15 protein-coding genes and 1 other RNA gene are annotated in these 15,539 nt (G+C 40.4%); 9 read left to right on the plus strand and 7 right to left on the minus strand.

The genetic code is table 11. From position 1 onward, the window contains the following. Positions 1-3: 3 nt before the first annotated feature. Entirely contained in the window at positions 4-1,356 is a 1,353-nt protein-coding gene (locus CYCPU_RS0107540) for a sodium-dependent transporter (protein ID WP_050999774.1), read from the minus strand. Between the two features lie 109 nt (positions 1,357-1,465). Between CYCPU_RS0107540 and smpB the strand changes: the two genes are divergently transcribed. The 3 genes from smpB (at position 1,466) to CYCPU_RS0107550 (ending at position 3,954) form a co-directional block, all read left to right on the plus strand. Next, positions 1,466-1,942, plus strand: coding sequence for an SsrA-binding protein SmpB (gene smpB, locus CYCPU_RS0107545; protein WP_015006282.1), 477 nt, complete (start codon positions 1,466-1,468; stop codon positions 1,940-1,942). A 226-nt stretch (positions 1,943-2,168) separates the two neighbouring features. Then, positions 2,169-2,544: a transfer-messenger RNA gene (gene ssrA, locus CYCPU_RS11930) on the plus strand. Between the two features lie 165 nt (positions 2,545-2,709). After that, positions 2,710-3,954: an integrase domain-containing protein gene (locus tag CYCPU_RS0107550; RefSeq protein WP_020162384.1), complete on the plus strand. Its 1,245-nt coding sequence runs from the start codon at positions 2,710-2,712 to the stop codon at positions 3,952-3,954. 137 nt (positions 3,955-4,091) lie between these two features. On the opposite strand, the gene CYCPU_RS0107555 is transcribed toward CYCPU_RS0107550, so the two are convergent. Then, positions 4,092-4,283 carry a helix-turn-helix transcriptional regulator gene (locus CYCPU_RS0107555; protein WP_020162385.1) on the minus strand — a complete coding sequence of 64 codons (192 nt, stop codon included), beginning with the start codon at positions 4,281-4,283 and terminating at the stop codon, positions 4,092-4,094. Between the two features lie 1,063 nt (positions 4,284-5,346). Between CYCPU_RS0107555 and CYCPU_RS0107560 the strand changes: the two genes are divergently transcribed. Together CYCPU_RS0107560 and CYCPU_RS0107570 are read left to right on the plus strand one after the other, a co-directional pair. Continuing rightward, positions 5,347-6,072, plus strand: coding sequence for a YagK/YfjJ domain-containing protein (locus CYCPU_RS0107560; RefSeq protein ID WP_020162386.1), 726 nt, complete (start codon positions 5,347-5,349; stop codon positions 6,070-6,072). 529 nt (positions 6,073-6,601) lie between these two features. Then, positions 6,602-7,510, plus strand: a complete 909-nt coding sequence (locus CYCPU_RS0107570; RefSeq protein ID WP_020162388.1) for a site-specific integrase — start codon at positions 6,602-6,604, stop codon at positions 7,508-7,510. A gap of 88 nt (positions 7,511-7,598) precedes the next feature. On the opposite strand, the gene CYCPU_RS0107575 is transcribed toward CYCPU_RS0107570, so the two are convergent. After that, positions 7,599-7,919, minus strand: a complete 321-nt coding sequence (locus CYCPU_RS0107575; protein WP_020162389.1) for a helix-turn-helix domain-containing protein — start codon at positions 7,917-7,919, stop codon at positions 7,599-7,601. A gap of 110 nt (positions 7,920-8,029) precedes the next feature. Here CYCPU_RS0107575 and CYCPU_RS0107580 point away from each other — a divergent pair, with 110 nt between their 5' ends. The 4 genes from CYCPU_RS0107580 to CYCPU_RS11745 are packed head-to-tail and all read left to right on the plus strand — an operon-like array spanning position 8,030 to position 10,860. Next, positions 8,030-8,524 carry a hypothetical protein gene (locus tag CYCPU_RS0107580; RefSeq protein WP_020162390.1) on the plus strand — a complete coding sequence of 165 codons (495 nt, stop codon included), beginning with the start codon at positions 8,030-8,032 and terminating at the stop codon, positions 8,522-8,524. Positions 8,525-8,569: 45 nt separating this feature from the next. Further along, positions 8,570-9,328 (plus strand): metallophosphoesterase, encoded by a 759-nt coding sequence (locus CYCPU_RS0107585; protein WP_020162391.1) that lies wholly within the window; start codon positions 8,570-8,572, stop codon positions 9,326-9,328. A 1-nt stretch (position 9,329) separates the two neighbouring features. Further along, positions 9,330-10,004, plus strand: coding sequence for a metallophosphoesterase family protein (locus tag CYCPU_RS0107590; RefSeq protein WP_020162392.1), 675 nt, complete (start codon positions 9,330-9,332; stop codon positions 10,002-10,004). Between the two features lie 34 nt (positions 10,005-10,038). Continuing rightward, complete coding sequence (locus CYCPU_RS11745; protein WP_020162393.1) at positions 10,039-10,860, plus strand: metallophosphoesterase; 822 nt, start codon at positions 10,039-10,041, stop codon at positions 10,858-10,860. A gap of 99 nt (positions 10,861-10,959) precedes the next feature. Here the strand turns inward: CYCPU_RS11745 and CYCPU_RS0107600 are convergent. The 4 genes from CYCPU_RS0107600 to CYCPU_RS0107620 all read right to left on the minus strand — a co-directional run bounded on the left by CYCPU_RS0107600 (position 10,960) and on the right by CYCPU_RS0107620 (position 15,513). Continuing rightward, positions 10,960-12,098, minus strand: a protein-coding gene (locus CYCPU_RS0107600; protein WP_156815277.1) for an IS3 family transposase whose coding sequence is annotated in 2 segments (ribosomal slippage) — positions 10,960-11,843 and positions 11,843-12,098 — 1,140 coding nt in all. Because the reading frame shifts where the segments join, the coding sequence is not laid out codon by codon here. Between the two features lie 159 nt (positions 12,099-12,257). Next, positions 12,258-12,500 carry a hypothetical protein gene (locus CYCPU_RS0107610; protein ID WP_020162396.1) on the minus strand — a complete coding sequence of 81 codons (243 nt, stop codon included), beginning with the start codon at positions 12,498-12,500 and terminating at the stop codon, positions 12,258-12,260. Between the two features lie 328 nt (positions 12,501-12,828). After that, positions 12,829-14,232: an undecaprenyl-phosphate glucose phosphotransferase gene (locus tag CYCPU_RS0107615; protein ID WP_020162397.1), complete on the minus strand. Its 1,404-nt coding sequence runs from the start codon at positions 14,230-14,232 to the stop codon at positions 12,829-12,831. A 180-nt stretch (positions 14,233-14,412) separates the two neighbouring features. Continuing rightward, positions 14,413-15,513 carry a glycosyltransferase family 4 protein gene (locus tag CYCPU_RS0107620; protein WP_198003970.1) on the minus strand — a complete coding sequence of 367 codons (1,101 nt, stop codon included), beginning with the start codon at positions 15,511-15,513 and terminating at the stop codon, positions 14,413-14,415. Between the last annotated feature and the right edge of the window lie 26 nt (positions 15,514-15,539).

Genomic DNA, 15,539 nt, shown 5'->3' on the forward strand with positions numbered 1-15,539 from the left:
GCCTTAGATCACATCAATTGATTTTAAGAAGACAATAACGACTGCCAGAGGTGATATAAATTTTACTAAAAACAGCCAAGTTTTATACAGCCACTGCCGCTTAAGGCTTAATTCCTTTACGCTATCTTCTTCACTCATCACCCAACCGGCAAAAACAGCTATGCATACACCACCCAAAGGCAACATGATATTTGCTGTTAGATAATCTAAAATGTCAAAAAATGTTTTACCAAAAAAAGTAACATCTGCTGTTAGGTTAAAGGATAAAACCGTACCTATACCCACGCCCCATGTGACAAGACCCGCCCAGATACATGAACGCATGCGGCTCATTTTTTTATTTTCAACCAACCAGGCAACAGCTGGCTCTATCAGAGATATTGATGAGGACCATGCTGCAAACACAAGTAATATAAAAAACAGCGTACCAAATATTGAACCATACGCCATATGCCCAAAGGCAATTGGCAATGTTTGAAAAATAAGGCCCGGTCCACTAGCTGGTTCCATACTATTAGCAAAAACAATGGGGAAGATAGCCAAGCCTGCCAATAACGCAACCATCGTATCCGCCAACCCAATCAGCATAGTGGTTGAACCAATTGAAACCTTAGACGGTAAATAAGAGCCGTACACCATGATCGCCCCCATGCCCAAACTAAGCGTAAAGAACGCATGTCCCATTGCGGTCAACACACCTTCACTGGTCATTTTCGTAAAATCTGCCTTAAATAAAAACGAAACGCCTTCTTCAAACGCACCACGCTCCATGGCGTAGCCCACCAATAAAATCAAAATAGCCAACAACGCAGGCATCAAGAACTTCACCGTTCGTTCAAGTCCTTTCACACCTCTAGCAACCACAAGCATCGTCACAATCATAAACAAACTATGCCATGCTAGTAGCTTTTCTGGGTCTGCCACAAAGGTGGCAAAGATATGACTAACTCCGTCAGCCGTAGCACCTTCAAAAACGCCCGATGCAACACGTACAACGTAGGCCATAGCCCAACCAGCAATAACACTGTAGTAAGACAAAATTAAGAACCCTGCGATAACACCCAGCCAGCCTAACCACGACCAATATCGGCTCGCTTTCGCTTCTGTTGCCAACGTTCTCATTGAATTAATGGGGCTTTGTCTTCCACGACGGCCCAACATTATTTCAGCCATCATAATGGGGATGCCTATGATCAAAATGCACAATAAATAAATAAGCACAAACGCACCACCACCATTTTCACCTGCAATATAGGGAAACTTCCATATATTGCCTAAGCCAACGGCCGAACCTGTAGCTGCCAAAATAAAGGCCAATCGGGATGACCATTCTCCATGTTGCGATATCTGTCTCATAAACCTTGAACGTTTGTTATTGATAATAAATTAACCCAACTTTACTATTTAACCAAGTTATTAGCTGACTTTTATAGCGATAAATCAACGCCTCGCTTAGAATATCGACATGGCAAGCAAAAAGAAAAAAACACATCCTAATTCCATCGCATCTAACAAAAAAGCGACACACGATTATTTTATCGAACAACGTTTCGAAGCAGGCATGGTCCTTGAAGGCTGGGAAGTTAAAAGCATCCGTGACGGACGTGTTCAATTAAAAGAAAGTTATGTCGTTATAAAAAATGGTGAAGCCTGGCTGGCCGGTGCACATATATCACCACTTTTGTCTGCCTCAACTCATATCGACCCAATGCAAACACGTTTACGAAAGCTCTTATTAAATCGTCGTGAACTTATCAACCTTGTTGCACTAGTCGAACGTAAAGGCTATACGATTGTTCCCTTATCAATGTATTGGGTTAAAGGCCGCGTAAAACTAGAAATCGGTTCGGCTAAAGGTAAACAGCTACATGACAAACGCGCCTCGGCTAAAAATAAAGACTGGCAGCGTGAAAAACAGCGCATCATGAAGCATTCAGGCTAGGCATACCAGCTACCTCACTTAAAATATCTAAGGCATGCTCCCCTTTTTTCACCTTTAAAAATTAAAACTTGGCTAAAACACATCCTCCCTGTGTTAATAACGGGTTGACATCCCTGCTATTAAGCCTACATAAACGCATAACCACCTGTTTTTTTCTTCTCAATGAAAGAATTATTCACTATATTTGTGAACCTTTCATAATGTATAGTATCGAACCATAACCAAAGGGGGTGACCTGGCTTCGACGTGGGTAGCAAAACCTTAGGTGCATGCCGAGCTTTCAGGAATCTCGTAAAACATCTGAAAAATTATAGTTGCAAACGACGACAACTACGCAATCGCTGCCTAAACACCAGTAGATTGCTGTCTGACTGGAGCCGTGCTTATGCGTCCAGCGATCTTCGGATCATCTCAGGCATCATAACTCATAAGATCGTATTGAAGCTTGTTCGGGGCGGATGTACTAAAACTTAACCGAAATCGTCTTTGGTCTTCCTAGCCTATCGGGTAGCCACTGATTAAACTAAAAGTTATAGGATAAGCATGTAGAGCCGAGGGCGGAGTGCTTGCGGACGCGGGTTCAATTCCCGCCACCTCCACCAAAAGATAGTCCCATAAGGACTTAGAAAAACCCATAAAGCCAATAGAAACAAGGTTTTGTGGGTTTTTTTATGCCTATAGCTTCCTAGAAGCATCCATCAAATCCTAGTTTTTTAGTAACACTCGTAGTAACATCAAGACAAATACAAAAACCCAGTGTTACTACGATGCCAAAAATAACTAAACCACTTACCAATACAGAAGTTAAACAAGCAAAGCCTAAAGACAAAGAATTCAACCTTTCAGATGGCGATGGGCTCTCTTTAAAAGTTAAGCCAAGCGGGTCAAAACTATGGTTTTTCAATTATTACCGCCCGCACTCTAAAAAGAGGGCTAACATGAGTTTTGGTTCATTCCCAGAAGTATCACTGGCGCAAGCACGTGCAAAAAGATTAGATGCAAGAGCATTACTGGCTAACGATATAGACCCTCAGGAACACCGCAACGAACAAAAACGTATCAACGGTATTGCTCACGCTAATACACTAGAGCACATCACCTTAAAATGGCTCGAAGTTAAAAAAGGAGCTATTTCTAGTGCTCATGCAGAAGACACTTGGCGATCCCTAGAGCTCCATATATTTCCAAATCTAGGAAAGACTCCAATTCACAAAATCAGCGCCATTAAAACGATTGAAGCCATCCAACCTATTGCCGCCAAAGGTAGCCTAGAAACAGTTAAACGCCTATGTCAAAGACTCAATGAAGTTATGATCTATGCCGTCAACTCTGGCATTATTAAAAGCAACCCTCTAGCAGGCATTAGCAAAGCATTTCAGAACCCTGTCAAAAAACACCTACCAACACTAAAACCTGATGACTTACCTTTGTTTATGGCAACTCTGTCTAAAGCCAGTATTAAATTAACAACACGCTGCTTAATTGAGTGGCAACTTCACACAATGGTACGACCGAGTGAAGCGGCCGGCTCACGTTGGGAAGAAATTGATTTAAACAACCAGCTTTGGTCTATCCCAGCCAAACGTATGAAGAGCAAAAAACCACATACCGTACCACTAACCCCTCAAGCACTTTCTCTGCTAGACATAATGAAAACCATTAGTAGCAACAGCGAATATATCTTCCCATCTGACAGGGATCCAAGAAAACCCACGAATTCACAAACCGCTAATACAGCCATTAAACGCATGGGGTTTGATAAACAACTTGTTGCTCATGGTTTGCGTTCAATAGCCAGCACCACTCTAAATGAAGAAGGATTTGATCCTGACGTAATCGAAGCTGCGCTAGCCCATACTGGTAAGAACGAAGTTCGCAATGCCTACAATCGCACCGACTACCTAAATCGAAGAAAACCAATTATGGCATGGTGGAGCCAATATATTGACAAGGCCGCTTTTGGCAACATGGCGTTAACTGGGAAAAATGGCCTGAAAGTCGTTTCCAGATAAACGAATAGATCACTAAAGACCACTCAGTTTCTTGAGTTAACATAAAACCTCAAGCCTTATATTCACACGCATCATAAAGCCAACACCTAAAAACAATATTTAGCTGAAATGATTAACGATTTCATTGTTTAAATATATTAATGGCAACGACTATTTTTAACTTTATCCTCTAGCCACTGATTCACATCCTCTTCTAGCCAACCAACGGCTCGCCCACCCAACGAAATAGACTCAGGGAACTCGCCCCTTGAAATTCGCAAATAAATTGTGCTTCGAGATAATCCTGTTCGACTTTTAATTTCCGGAAGCCTAAGTACTTTATGTGTCATGCTAAACCCTTTATAGTTAATTTAATTATCTCTACATCGTCAGTTTTAATTAACTCAAACAAAAGAAATTAAAACGATTGACATGTATATATCTAAATGTTAGAAACATTATATCAGGGAAAAGCTATATCACTAAGTAAGCCAAAACACGGTAAAATATTACGATTTCCCTCGCTACCCACATTCGCATAATGGCATGCCATCATTTGATGCCCCTCGTCAGAGGATACCCATAAAAAGCTAGGAGAGAACACTCAATTAACTTGAGCTAGAATGGTAACACGCGATAAACCCACAAGCTAAAGAGGCTGGTTCGCGGACTTGAATCGAATACCGAGTGCAAATCAATGCTAAGCACTGCTGATAAGGCTAGGCAAGGTGATTTAGATAAACGAGGAAACTTATCTCATAAATCACTTACTCCCTTTACAGATTGACTTCTCGATGTCTTATGCGATCAACCAGTGTTATCAACAATGCAGATTAGGATCGCACTCATCACCCCCCAGAGAAACCCAGCGGCTTACGGGGTCACCACGTGATTACAGAAGTAATAGATAGCAGGGAGCACTCTAACCTATGCGGTCGGCATAGCACTTGGCATTCATAACTCCCGAGAGGTCCACACAGTTACCCCATAAGCTAAAACAGGAATTGCTGACTATATGATCCGGGTATTACAGCCAAGTCAGGCCGCATCAACATAATGATAGTCATTCGCCAAATGTTGCTGAGAAAAACTACTGGGCTGAATACAAAATTGTAGCCAAAAAAACTAGACCACTACAAACACTCTATTTCAAACAAAAAAGGCCTTACTTAACGACCTTATCTTTTTCTGAAATAATATGTTTAGCAATATAGAGATGATGAAAAAAAGCTAACCGCTTTATTTGTTTAGATAGTTATGGGGCACGCCTTGAAGAATATAGGCTTGGCAAAGAATTTATACACCTCTAACTCTACGGATAAATAATATCTAACATACAGCTATCCTATTAAACACAGATAGTACAGCAGTTATATATGAATAACAAGCAGCAATACGTAAAGAGAGGAAAATATGCAAAGAAAGCCAGACATGATTACAAGGTCACCTTACAGAGGGTTTGCCGTACAAGCTGAACCTGAGGATGGTTACTACTTATACCAGCCTATCATCGACAATACGTTTGACCAACTTGATGCGATGATGAGCAGGCATAAGAGGGTCTTCACGTTCAGGTTTGACCTCAGGTACCCAAAAAACGTTGATAACTCAGAAATACAAGTATCGGCAGTGGTAGCCAATCTATTTCACCAAGTCAGCATTTATATGAAGAAAAAAGTAAAAAAACCAAGAGTTAGCCCTGCCTTACGCAACCACCTAGATGTCTGCTATCAGTGGGCAATCGAAACCGGACACGACAAAAAGCGGCACATACATTGTTGGATAGCGGCTGACGGCAACAAAAACTACAAGCCTGGATGGACTCGAACAACGGATGCACCTGGGGCAGGCATTCTGGGTATCTTAGATGCAAAGTGGCGCAATTTAACTGGCGGCAATATACATACAATCTCAGGGTGCAGGATGTTGACGCGAACGGATACTGCCCTATACGCTGAGTGCATCAAACATTACTCATACCTAGCAAAAGTCAAAGACAAATATGCACCCTCACTAAGAAAATATAGCCGGAATCATGGGAAATCACACATTAAGCATGCTAACGACCAGGCGCGCCCTAATGCAATCACAACCTCTGCGCAAGCAATAACAAACAGTTTACTCGACCAAGAGGCTTAGAAGCGCCATGCAGCCACCTGGTGGCACCGTTGTCCTACTCAACTCATTTGTAGCAACAATGAATGACGAAGCGTTAGGCAGAACACCCCAACTGAGAAAGCTAAAGGCACGAGTTAGTTCACTGCTAATACTCCTCTCACTCCTTCAAGAGAATTCAAAATGTGACCAACATCACATGTTGGCACTAAGCATCAAAATAACCCCAAAAGCTATATGACAGGTGAACACTTCAGCGCAATACTTTTAATATCGTTGATTACAAACTAAGCCATGACTAAAACAAATTTTCTTTTTGATTCAGCCATATATCAAGTAAGGACTGTCTTATTTTCACCTAATTCGCCCAACAGATTTGACCAGATTAGTCCAAACACCTACCCCACATATACGAAATTTTAATTTCGTATATGTGGGGAGGCTTAAACAATTCTAGAATTCAGAGTATTCCTAATACACACAGTTAATATGACTAACTAATATGAGTAACAAGAGGCGAACAGATAACCCAATTTACAAAATTAAACTAACTATGAATGACGATACACATGCAAAATTAATTCGAGATGGACGTAATTTTATCCAACAGAAATTCAAGGAAAATTCGCCCGCTGATGATGAACTAATAGGGTTCGTTCTCCAAAAGGCCTATCACTGTCAACCAACATCATGGGCTAACCTTAAACGTAGCGTCGCTATTTATTTAGATCATGTTACCTGCCAAAAATTGGCCGAAACAATACGCGCACTAAAGAACCCAGCTATAACCAACAAGGAATACCCAACTATCCCCCAAAAGGTCAAGAAGCTAAGCATTAAAGATGCAGATATAATATTTGGTGCACTAAATAAACATAAGAGTGAAGCATTAAAATCAGCTGTCTTTGTTGCCTTTCATCTAGGTGCACGTCCATCCGAATTTAAATTTATAAAGCCCACATCAGCATCAACTTTCAAAATAACCACTTCTAAAAAAAGCGAAGATGGAAAACGAGGCGTTGATAGGGAAGTCATTGTTAATGACCCTCATATTGCAGAAGGAATTAGAATATCCATCTCAAAATTGAAAGATATCAAAGTTAAAAAATTACAGGATAACTTTTCATATTTGATGAAAGGACTTTTCCCAAGAAGAAAAAAAAGGCCTACGCTATACACATTTAGACACCAACTCGCCTCTACTTTTAAAGCAAATGGATTCTCAAACGAAGTGATAGCTTATCTGCTGGGACATAAGTCAACTAGAACCCAAGAACATTACGGACACAGCAAATCCGGTGGTGGTCGAGATATTTGCATTGAACCAAGCATTAGTGAAAGCGAGATAAAGTCATTCATCCTCGATAGACATTCTAAAAGAGACGCGAAGCTGTTTGAAAAAATCATAAAAGAAAAACTTGGGCCTTCTCGGCACCCCAAGACAGCTCAAATACAGCAGTGAAAGTTACACATTCAATATCAAGACTATTGTTAACTTCTATTTAATTTTAAAACAATTAAAAATAATATAAATTATTTAGCAAATAACGCTAGATAACCTCTTTGATTTTTTTCATAACACCCTTACGACCGCCCTCATCCAACTGGAAAAATAACAAAATTATCTCTGCCAACTGATCATCTTCAGTATAAAAATAGCAAACTGGAACTTCCATAAATTCAGCTATTCGTTGCACCGTAGAATAATCTGGGGCGTGCTTCCCTTTTTCGTATTGATTCATTCGCGAGCTGGCAGAGAACGAGTCAATACCAACTAAAATACCCAATTCTTTTTGCGAAACTTTCTTTCGAATTCGAGCCTCTTTTAATCGCCTGGCTAACGGCGAAACAGCCCTTTTTACACTCTTCATGTGGTATCCAATATTTGAAACCAATCAAACTCAGATAATCTTAGTTTTCTCCTTGTAAAGATACTAAGGAATACTTAGTATTAACCTTAAATTATCAATAGTAACTAAATATGTTTTCAACTTTTGTAGCCAATGAAATTCATTTAATCCCAAGTTTTCACGAAGAAGGCGAGCAGTTTTGGTCAGCTATAACACTAGAAATTAACAAGATGTTTCTTCAAGTCACATACCAAAGATCACAAGATGCTGAGCTTAAAAAAACTGTATTTCTTCTTAGCGCTGAACAACTAGAAAGATTAAGTCATATGGATGATATAGAAATATCTGAAGTAAACCTCGCCTCACCCGGCTCTCTCAACAAAACAGGGAAATGGCGACTGGAGCCCCTCAGCGAAATTTATGTAGGCTCCGAGCCAGGAGAGCATTGGCAGGATGCTTTTATATACCTAATGGATGACGGTCAAAAATATATTGATTCAGCAATGGGTAATGAAGAGAAAGATTTCACGCAAGTTCATTGTATTTTTAGCAAAAAAACTACTGAGAAAAATTCACCTAATAAAAATGATAGAACTAGAAACAATGCACACTCTAAAAGAACATAGATCATTCACACACGAAGCTCAATTAAATGCACTTGGAGTAACTTTATGAAAATCCAATTTTGCAGTGATTTACATATTGAGATGCGGCCGTTCGGCTACCGCTTAGAAAAAACGGATGCAGATGTCATTGTATTAGCGGGCGATATCGCGACTGGAATTAATACAATTGAATTCGCTGTTGAAGAAGCGGAATTACACAATAAACCCGTGATTGTGGTTGCAGGTAATCACGAGTTTTATCGGGGCGACTATTATTATGTGTTAAACGAAATGAGGAGTGCTGCAAGCCAGCACCCATTGGTTCACTTGCTAGAAAACAGTGAAATTGTCATTGATGGCGTTCGGTTTTTAGGCTGCACACTATGGACAGATTATGAAGTTAATGGTGAGCAAAATAAAGCTATTAACATGGCTTATTGCGGACGCATGTTGCGAGATCATGTGGTCATCCGCAATGGAGACTTCAACTTCACACCAAGCGATGCGGAAGAGCTTTGCCGTATTTCAAAGTTATTCTTAGCCCAAAAATTGGGTGTTAAATTTAATGGTCCCAGTGTAGTTGTGACTCATCACGGGCCAAGCTTGGAGTGTCAGCACAAGAGTTACAAAATGAGTGAAATATCAGCTGCCTTTACTTCTAATTTTGATGACTTAGTAACAAAACCTGATCTTTGGATTTATGGCCATACGCACTCAAATTTGGACATTAAAGTTGGTGATTGCAGACTTGTCAGTAATCAACAGGGCTATCCAAATGAGGCCATGCCAGTAGCGTTTAAGCCTAGTTTGGTGGTGGAGATTTGAAGTGCCTACAACGAGCAGCATTATCTACGCAGGCGATCCACACGGTGACTTTAGAGCCATCATTGAATCAGCCTTAACCCTTAGGCCTGAAGCCGTCATTATTTTAGGTGATTTTGGGCTATCAGTTCCTCTTCAAATTGAATTAGAGGAAATATCAAGGTTATCGTCAGTATTTTGGATTCCAGGCAATCACGACTATGACTCCCCCAGCTTATATTCAAACTTATTTGAATCCGACTATGCCGGCAATAATATCGATGGGCGCGTTGTTGATATTGGTGATCTAAAGGTTGCTGGCCTAGGTGGGATTTTTAGAGGCAAGGTATGGAATCCGAATGAAGGTATTAGGTGGAAAAAGCGCGAAGATTTACTGCGCTTTTTACCTAACAACGTCACGAATAATGGGCTTCCACTTCGCCACGAAGCAGCTATTTGGCCAGAAGATTATGAGCGTTTAAGTGAGCTGTCTGCTGATATCTTAGTTACCCATGAAGCGCCAAGTTGTCACCAACATGGTTTCCAGGCAATTGATTTAATGGCTGAAATGATGGGCGTCAAACAAATCTTTCATGGCCATCATCACCACTATTATCAAGCAACATTAAAAGGTGGCATTACAGTAACTGGTGCACCGATCGCTGGGGTAGTTGATCAGAAAGGGAAGCTCATATTTTGACATTAAATAAAAATCTGACTGAGGGAAATAAATTATGAAAATACACCTAATCAGCGACATTCATATTGAGATGGATCCAAAATTGATTTTGTCTGCTCCTCACGGAACCGACCTGATTGTTCTTGCGGGCGATATTGCGAACGGTACGGATGCAATTGAATGGATTCAAAGATGTTATGGGGCAGAGATAGACATAATCTACATTGCCGGCAACCATGAGTTCTATTTTAATGACATGTCCGTCACAAATGACATTGCTGAACTTACTTCTGGTACGAATATTCATTTCTTAGATAATCAAATTAAAATCATCAATGACGTTAGGTTTATTGGTACGACGCTTTGGACTAGTTTTGACAACTGGGGTGACGAAAAAGGCATTAACAAGCTACATGGCATAATGAATGACTACAACTATACTAAGGCGACTGATTTTTATGCAGACCCAGTTCTCGTTGAACGGGCCATTCGCATTAGAAAAGAATCGTTAGGGTCTCTAGGTGCCCAGAAAGGTTTACTAGTGCCTGTTATCACTTATATTAAACATTTAGATGCGGTTAAGTTCCTTAATAATGAGCTTGCTAAACCATATGATGGCAAAACAGTTGTCGTGACTCATCATGCCCCATCTTACAGCTCTGTAAACCCTTCAAAAGAAGAATACAAACACGCATACGCTAGTTCTCTTGAGCACTTAATTGCAAAGCACTCTGGCAGCATCGACGCATGGTTCCACGGTCATTTGCATGTGCCGGTAAATTATAAGATTTCAGGCGTTCCAATTATCAGCAATCCTCGCGATTATCCTTTGTATGCGCGGAACCCCGACGTAAAGGACTTTATTTTTGAAGTTTAGCGCAAAGACTAATGAGAGCACTACATTATTCCTGAAACGATCAACCAAGTATGGTCAATTGTAATCCCCCCATAAGTAACCGAAGTTTTAAGCAGAGGGTTAAGCTGCATTCAGTAATTGTCTGGGCGGTATGCCTCCAATTGCTGTATGCGGCCGTTCATTATTGTAAGACCAAAGCCACTGAGTAGCCAATAATTGAGCTTGCTCGATTGATTCAAACAGGTGTAAATCTAACCATTCATGGCGAGCTGTTCGGTTAAAGCTGAACCAAACAGTTTTATCGTTTGAGTGAAACTTATGCCCTTTGGGTATAAATCGTTCGATATAAGCATTTTGAGTCGGTTTGCCGGGTTGGATATAGAGCAAAGTTATTTGCTGTTTTATTGTCCAGTTTTTCAGGGTTTGGCTGATATATTCGGGACCATTGTCACAGCGTAAAGCTTGCGGCTTACCCCGCCATTCAATGATCTGTTCCAGCGACCGAATAACTCGAGAGCTTGGTAATGATAGGTCAACATCAACACCTAAACCTTCACGATTGTAATCATCAATGACATTGAAGGTGCGGATAGTACGACCATCATTCAGGGTGTCGCTCATAAAATCCATCGACCAAACTTGGTTGATCGCTTCAGGAACGTTCAGAGCCTCCGGCTTCTCTCTTTTGATACGACGCTTAGGTTTTATCCGTAAGTTCAACTCTAGCTCCCTGTAGATGCGGTAGACGCGTTTATGGTTCCAACCATAGCCTTTGATATTACGAAGGTATAAAAAACACAAGCCAAAGCCCCAACGCTTATGCGTAGTACTTAACCTCAATAACCAATCAGCTATTTTTTCATTCTCCGTAGAGAGTTTGGCTTGATAGCGATAGCAGGTTTCACTGATAGAAAATACCGTGCAAGAAATCCTTATATTAGCTTTATTCTCACTAACTGATCTTTGTGCCATCTCTCGTCGTCGAGATGGCGTTACCACTTTTTTTCAATGGCCTCTCTGGCAATCTCAGCCTTGAGTTTTTCTTCAGCATACATCTTTTTGAGGCGCCGATTCTCGTCTTCAAGCTCTTTCATGCGCTTCATGAGCGACGCATCCATACCACCAAACTTAGACCGCCATTTATAGAATGTCGCATTGCTCATGCCATGTTCACGACATAAATCTGAAACTGGTGTGCCGGCTTCATTTTGCTTCAAGATTGACAGAATTTGACTGTCTGTGTAACGTGACTTCTTCATAGAAAACTCCTTTAATTCATTATAAGAATTTTCTACTTAAAACTCCCTTGGTTTTTTGGGGGGATTACAACACAATTAGGGCTAACCGAAAACTTAAGCTTTCCCACTATGATTACTAGCTGCATTAAGATTCTACAAAGAAAATAAGGTTGTCTAATCTCACTCAGATTCAGTTAAACACTCTTTGTTAATCCAATCATTATTTCTAACCAAAGAGCATAATAATTCAACCCGTTGATAATCCTTTGAGGCACGATATAAGTGTTTAGGGTTTCGTTTCAATACTTTGTTAACAGCCATTAAAACCACCTGACTTGTCCAGTCATCCAGTAAATGCCACGTTAATAACCCTAATTGAACCACCCCCACCTGTAGGCCTCTTTCATTAGGCCCAAGCCGCATCGTTTCTATAAGCGCTTCTTGAAATTAAGCATCAATCTCAGAGGCCCGTATTTTTGCTTTAGCCGGTCTAAACGCACATACTGCGACATTCGGTTTTCATCTATTGAAAGAAAGACTTGGGATCAAGAAAAAATCGCCCATCTGAAAGAAATCAGGGTCTTGCCGTTCAATCGCTAACCTCAGGATAACAACCAACGACACTAGGGTGGCGCTTATTATTTTATTAACAAATAAATTTAAATTAATCATCTAACTATTTTAAATATATATTTTTTTTATTTTATTTTAATATAATATAAAAAAACCGGTATTGCCGAAACGATCTATTTTAATACGCATTTTTAGAAACAAAGCCCTTGAAAATCGTTAAAAATATAATCTTTATATCTAACAAAATAGACCAGTTACTGATATACCAGTGATCATACTCAATGCGTTTTTCCATTTTTTCCAAGGTGTCTGTTTCACCACGCCAACCATTAATTTGTGCCCAGCCAGTAATACCGGGTTTTACGGCATGCCTCAACATATAACCGCGAATTCTTGACCTGTACAACTCATTATGTGCAGCCGCATGAGGACGTGGCCCGACCACGGACATATCACCGAATAAAACATTAAAAAACTGTGGTAACTCATCTAACGATGTCCGCCTAAGAAATCCTCCAAGCGGCGTAATACGACAATCATTTCTTGTCGCTTGTCTCACCAAATCACCATCATCCTCACAACTCATGGATCTAAACTTCCAAACGTAAATATCCTCGCCAGAAATACCATAACGTCGCTGTTTAAAAAACACAGGGCCGGGTGAAGTTGCTTTTACAGCCGCCGCTATAACGAGTAACAAAGGAGAAATCAACATCAAAATAAGCAACGATAGAATCACATCCTGTGATCGTTTTAGAAAAGCATCTATCCCATTAAAAGGTGTTTCGAACACACTAACAACCGGATGACCGCCCAAATTGCTCCATTGCCCATTAAATAATTGATAAGTATACAAGTCAGGGATGAGATAAACCGACGCAGTTGTGTCCGACAGGTCTAAAATCAGTTGTTTAATCCGTTGGTCCGCCTTCATTGGGAGCGTTATATAAACAATATCAACGTCACCTGATTTAACTTTATCGACTAAAGATCTCGTGTCACCAATAATAAGATCGACCGCATGATCATCACGATTAATGGTTCGATCGTCATAAAGCCCTTCAATACGCATTCCCAAAAATGGCTTCGCTTGAATGTGTTTAATTATTTGCGACGACAGCTCATTAGCCCCAACGATAGAAACTTGCCGAGAGTTATAACCTTGGCTTCTAAAATATTTGAGCACTAGGAAAAGCAAAGCACGCAAACTCAACAATACGATGGGGGTTACTAAAAACCAAGCTAACAAGATAAGTCTAGAAAAATCCGATGTTACCCTAAGGGTATAGCCCAATATCAACAAGCACAGTGTAACAACAAACCACACAAAACATAGGCGACGTACGAGCAAAATAAAATCAACGCCGCGCCAAGATTGATACAACCTAGCTATCTCAGCCGCAAAACCAAAAACCAGAACGGCTATCAATGCCAGCAAGTTATACTGTGGAACCCAGTTAACATTCCCAAAAAAACTCACTAGAAAGTAGAGCGAGAAGTAAATAACACTAACATCGAAAACTTTAAACAAAAGGGATAAATGGTGCAAATCCCTAATCATGCCTCTTTTACTACCATCCATAGCCTACCCTACCCTCACACTACTCAACTAAACTGCGACCAAAGACCATACGTTTGACGCTCTTCCTTATACACTTATATTTTAGTCTTAATTTAAGACCGCTGCTATTGTACCTAATGACTAAAATCAAACAATTTTGTTGACCTTGCTAGGAAAACGGTGAGCTGACTCACTTTACGACTACTTTATTAAGACAGACTGATAAACTTCAAAAGTTTGCTTTGCAATTTTATACCAATTATATTTCTCACCAACCCAGGCACGAATCTTATCGCGCTCCAGCTGTTCATAAGCTTTCAGGCTAAACTCTACAAGTTTATTTGTTAACTGTTCTATATTGCCTAGCTCAAAATAGCATTCTTCAGGTAGACCGACTTCTAAATTTGCAGGAATATTACTTGCGACACAAGGTAGTCCATAACCTAAAGCTTCTAACAGTGCTATTGGCAGGCCCTCATGAGATGACGGTAAAACAAACATACCTGCATTGGTGAGCAACTTTTTAAGAGGCTCTCCTGTTAAAAAGCCAGTTGATATAATATTAGGTGTATTCATGCATTGAGATACTACTTGATTACTGTAATCATCAGGGTGGTCTGAAGATCCAACTAAAACCAACTTCCATCCTTCGAGGTCAGCTTTCTTAAATGCACGGATCAAATCGAGATGTCGTTTCTCCGGCACCAACCGACTGACCATTAATATGTATTTATACTTAGTCAATCCATAATTTTGCAGGGCAACTTTTGATTTGGACAACTCCTGTAAAACCACACCATTAGGAATTAAAAATGACTCTACTGCATGATTTTTTTTGACAAGGTTAGCAATTGTTTCAGAGATAACAATGGTTGCATGTGAATATTTCACACCCCACTTTTCACCTAACCGTAACATAAGCTTTGCGAAGCCGCCCCATTTCAAACGGTCATAATCAGGTCCATGGTGTGTTACTACTACGCGCAAACATAACAATCTTGCTAATGGAGTCATTAGTGATGGGCCTATCGCTTGTATATGCAAAATATCCGGCCTTTTAATCGCCGCATAAAGTACTCCAAGAAATGTATGTATGATCGCCTCTAACCCTTTTGACTTTGGAGACCACAAAGAAACAAACCTAACACCTTTCCACCTGCTACCACTCTCCTGTTGCTGATATGGCTTTCTGACAATTGCTTCGACTTCACAACCAAGCTCAACCAGTAAAGGGCCTAGGTTTTCAACATGCGTTTCAACACCACCTTGTACTTGGGGAAATCCTCGTAACCCTAACATCATCACTCGTATAGGGCGGTTTACTATAG

The organism is Cycloclasticus pugetii PS-1 (assembly GCF_000384415.1).
In the GTDB taxonomy this organism is placed as follows: domain Bacteria; phylum Pseudomonadota; class Gammaproteobacteria; order Methylococcales; family Cycloclasticaceae; genus Cycloclasticus; species Cycloclasticus pugetii.

Coding starts and splice junctions, on each gene's coding strand:
- CYCPU_RS0107540 (WP_050999774.1), bottom strand. CDS start 1,356: ATGAGACAGATATCGCAACATGGAGAATGGTCATCCCGATTGGCCTTT.
- CYCPU_RS0107570 (WP_020162388.1), top strand. CDS start 6,602: ATGAATGACGATACACATGCAAAATTAATTCGAGATGGACGTAATTTT.
- CYCPU_RS0107575 (WP_020162389.1), bottom strand. CDS start 7,919: ATGAAGAGTGTAAAAAGGGCTGTTTCGCCGTTAGCCAGGCGATTAAAA.
- CYCPU_RS0107550 (WP_020162384.1), top strand. CDS start 2,710: ATGCCAAAAATAACTAAACCACTTACCAATACAGAAGTTAAACAAGCA.
- CYCPU_RS0107585 (WP_020162391.1), top strand. CDS start 8,570: ATGAAAATCCAATTTTGCAGTGATTTACATATTGAGATGCGGCCGTTC.
- CYCPU_RS0107580 (WP_020162390.1), top strand. CDS start 8,030: ATGTTTTCAACTTTTGTAGCCAATGAAATTCATTTAATCCCAAGTTTT.
- CYCPU_RS0107610 (WP_020162396.1), bottom strand. CDS start 12,500: ATGCGGCTTGGGCCTAATGAAAGAGGCCTACAGGTGGGGGTGGTTCAA.
- CYCPU_RS0107555 (WP_020162385.1), bottom strand. CDS start 4,283: ATGACACATAAAGTACTTAGGCTTCCGGAAATTAAAAGTCGAACAGGA.
- CYCPU_RS0107615 (WP_020162397.1), bottom strand. CDS start 14,232: ATGGATGGTAGTAAAAGAGGCATGATTAGGGATTTGCACCATTTATCC.
- CYCPU_RS11745 (WP_020162393.1), top strand. CDS start 10,039: ATGAAAATACACCTAATCAGCGACATTCATATTGAGATGGATCCAAAA.
- CYCPU_RS0107560 (WP_020162386.1), top strand. CDS start 5,347: ATGCAAAGAAAGCCAGACATGATTACAAGGTCACCTTACAGAGGGTTT.
- CYCPU_RS0107620 (WP_198003970.1), bottom strand. CDS start 15,513: ATGATGTTAGGGTTACGAGGATTTCCCCAAGTACAAGGTGGTGTTGAA.
- smpB (WP_015006282.1), top strand. CDS start 1,466: ATGGCAAGCAAAAAGAAAAAAACACATCCTAATTCCATCGCATCTAAC.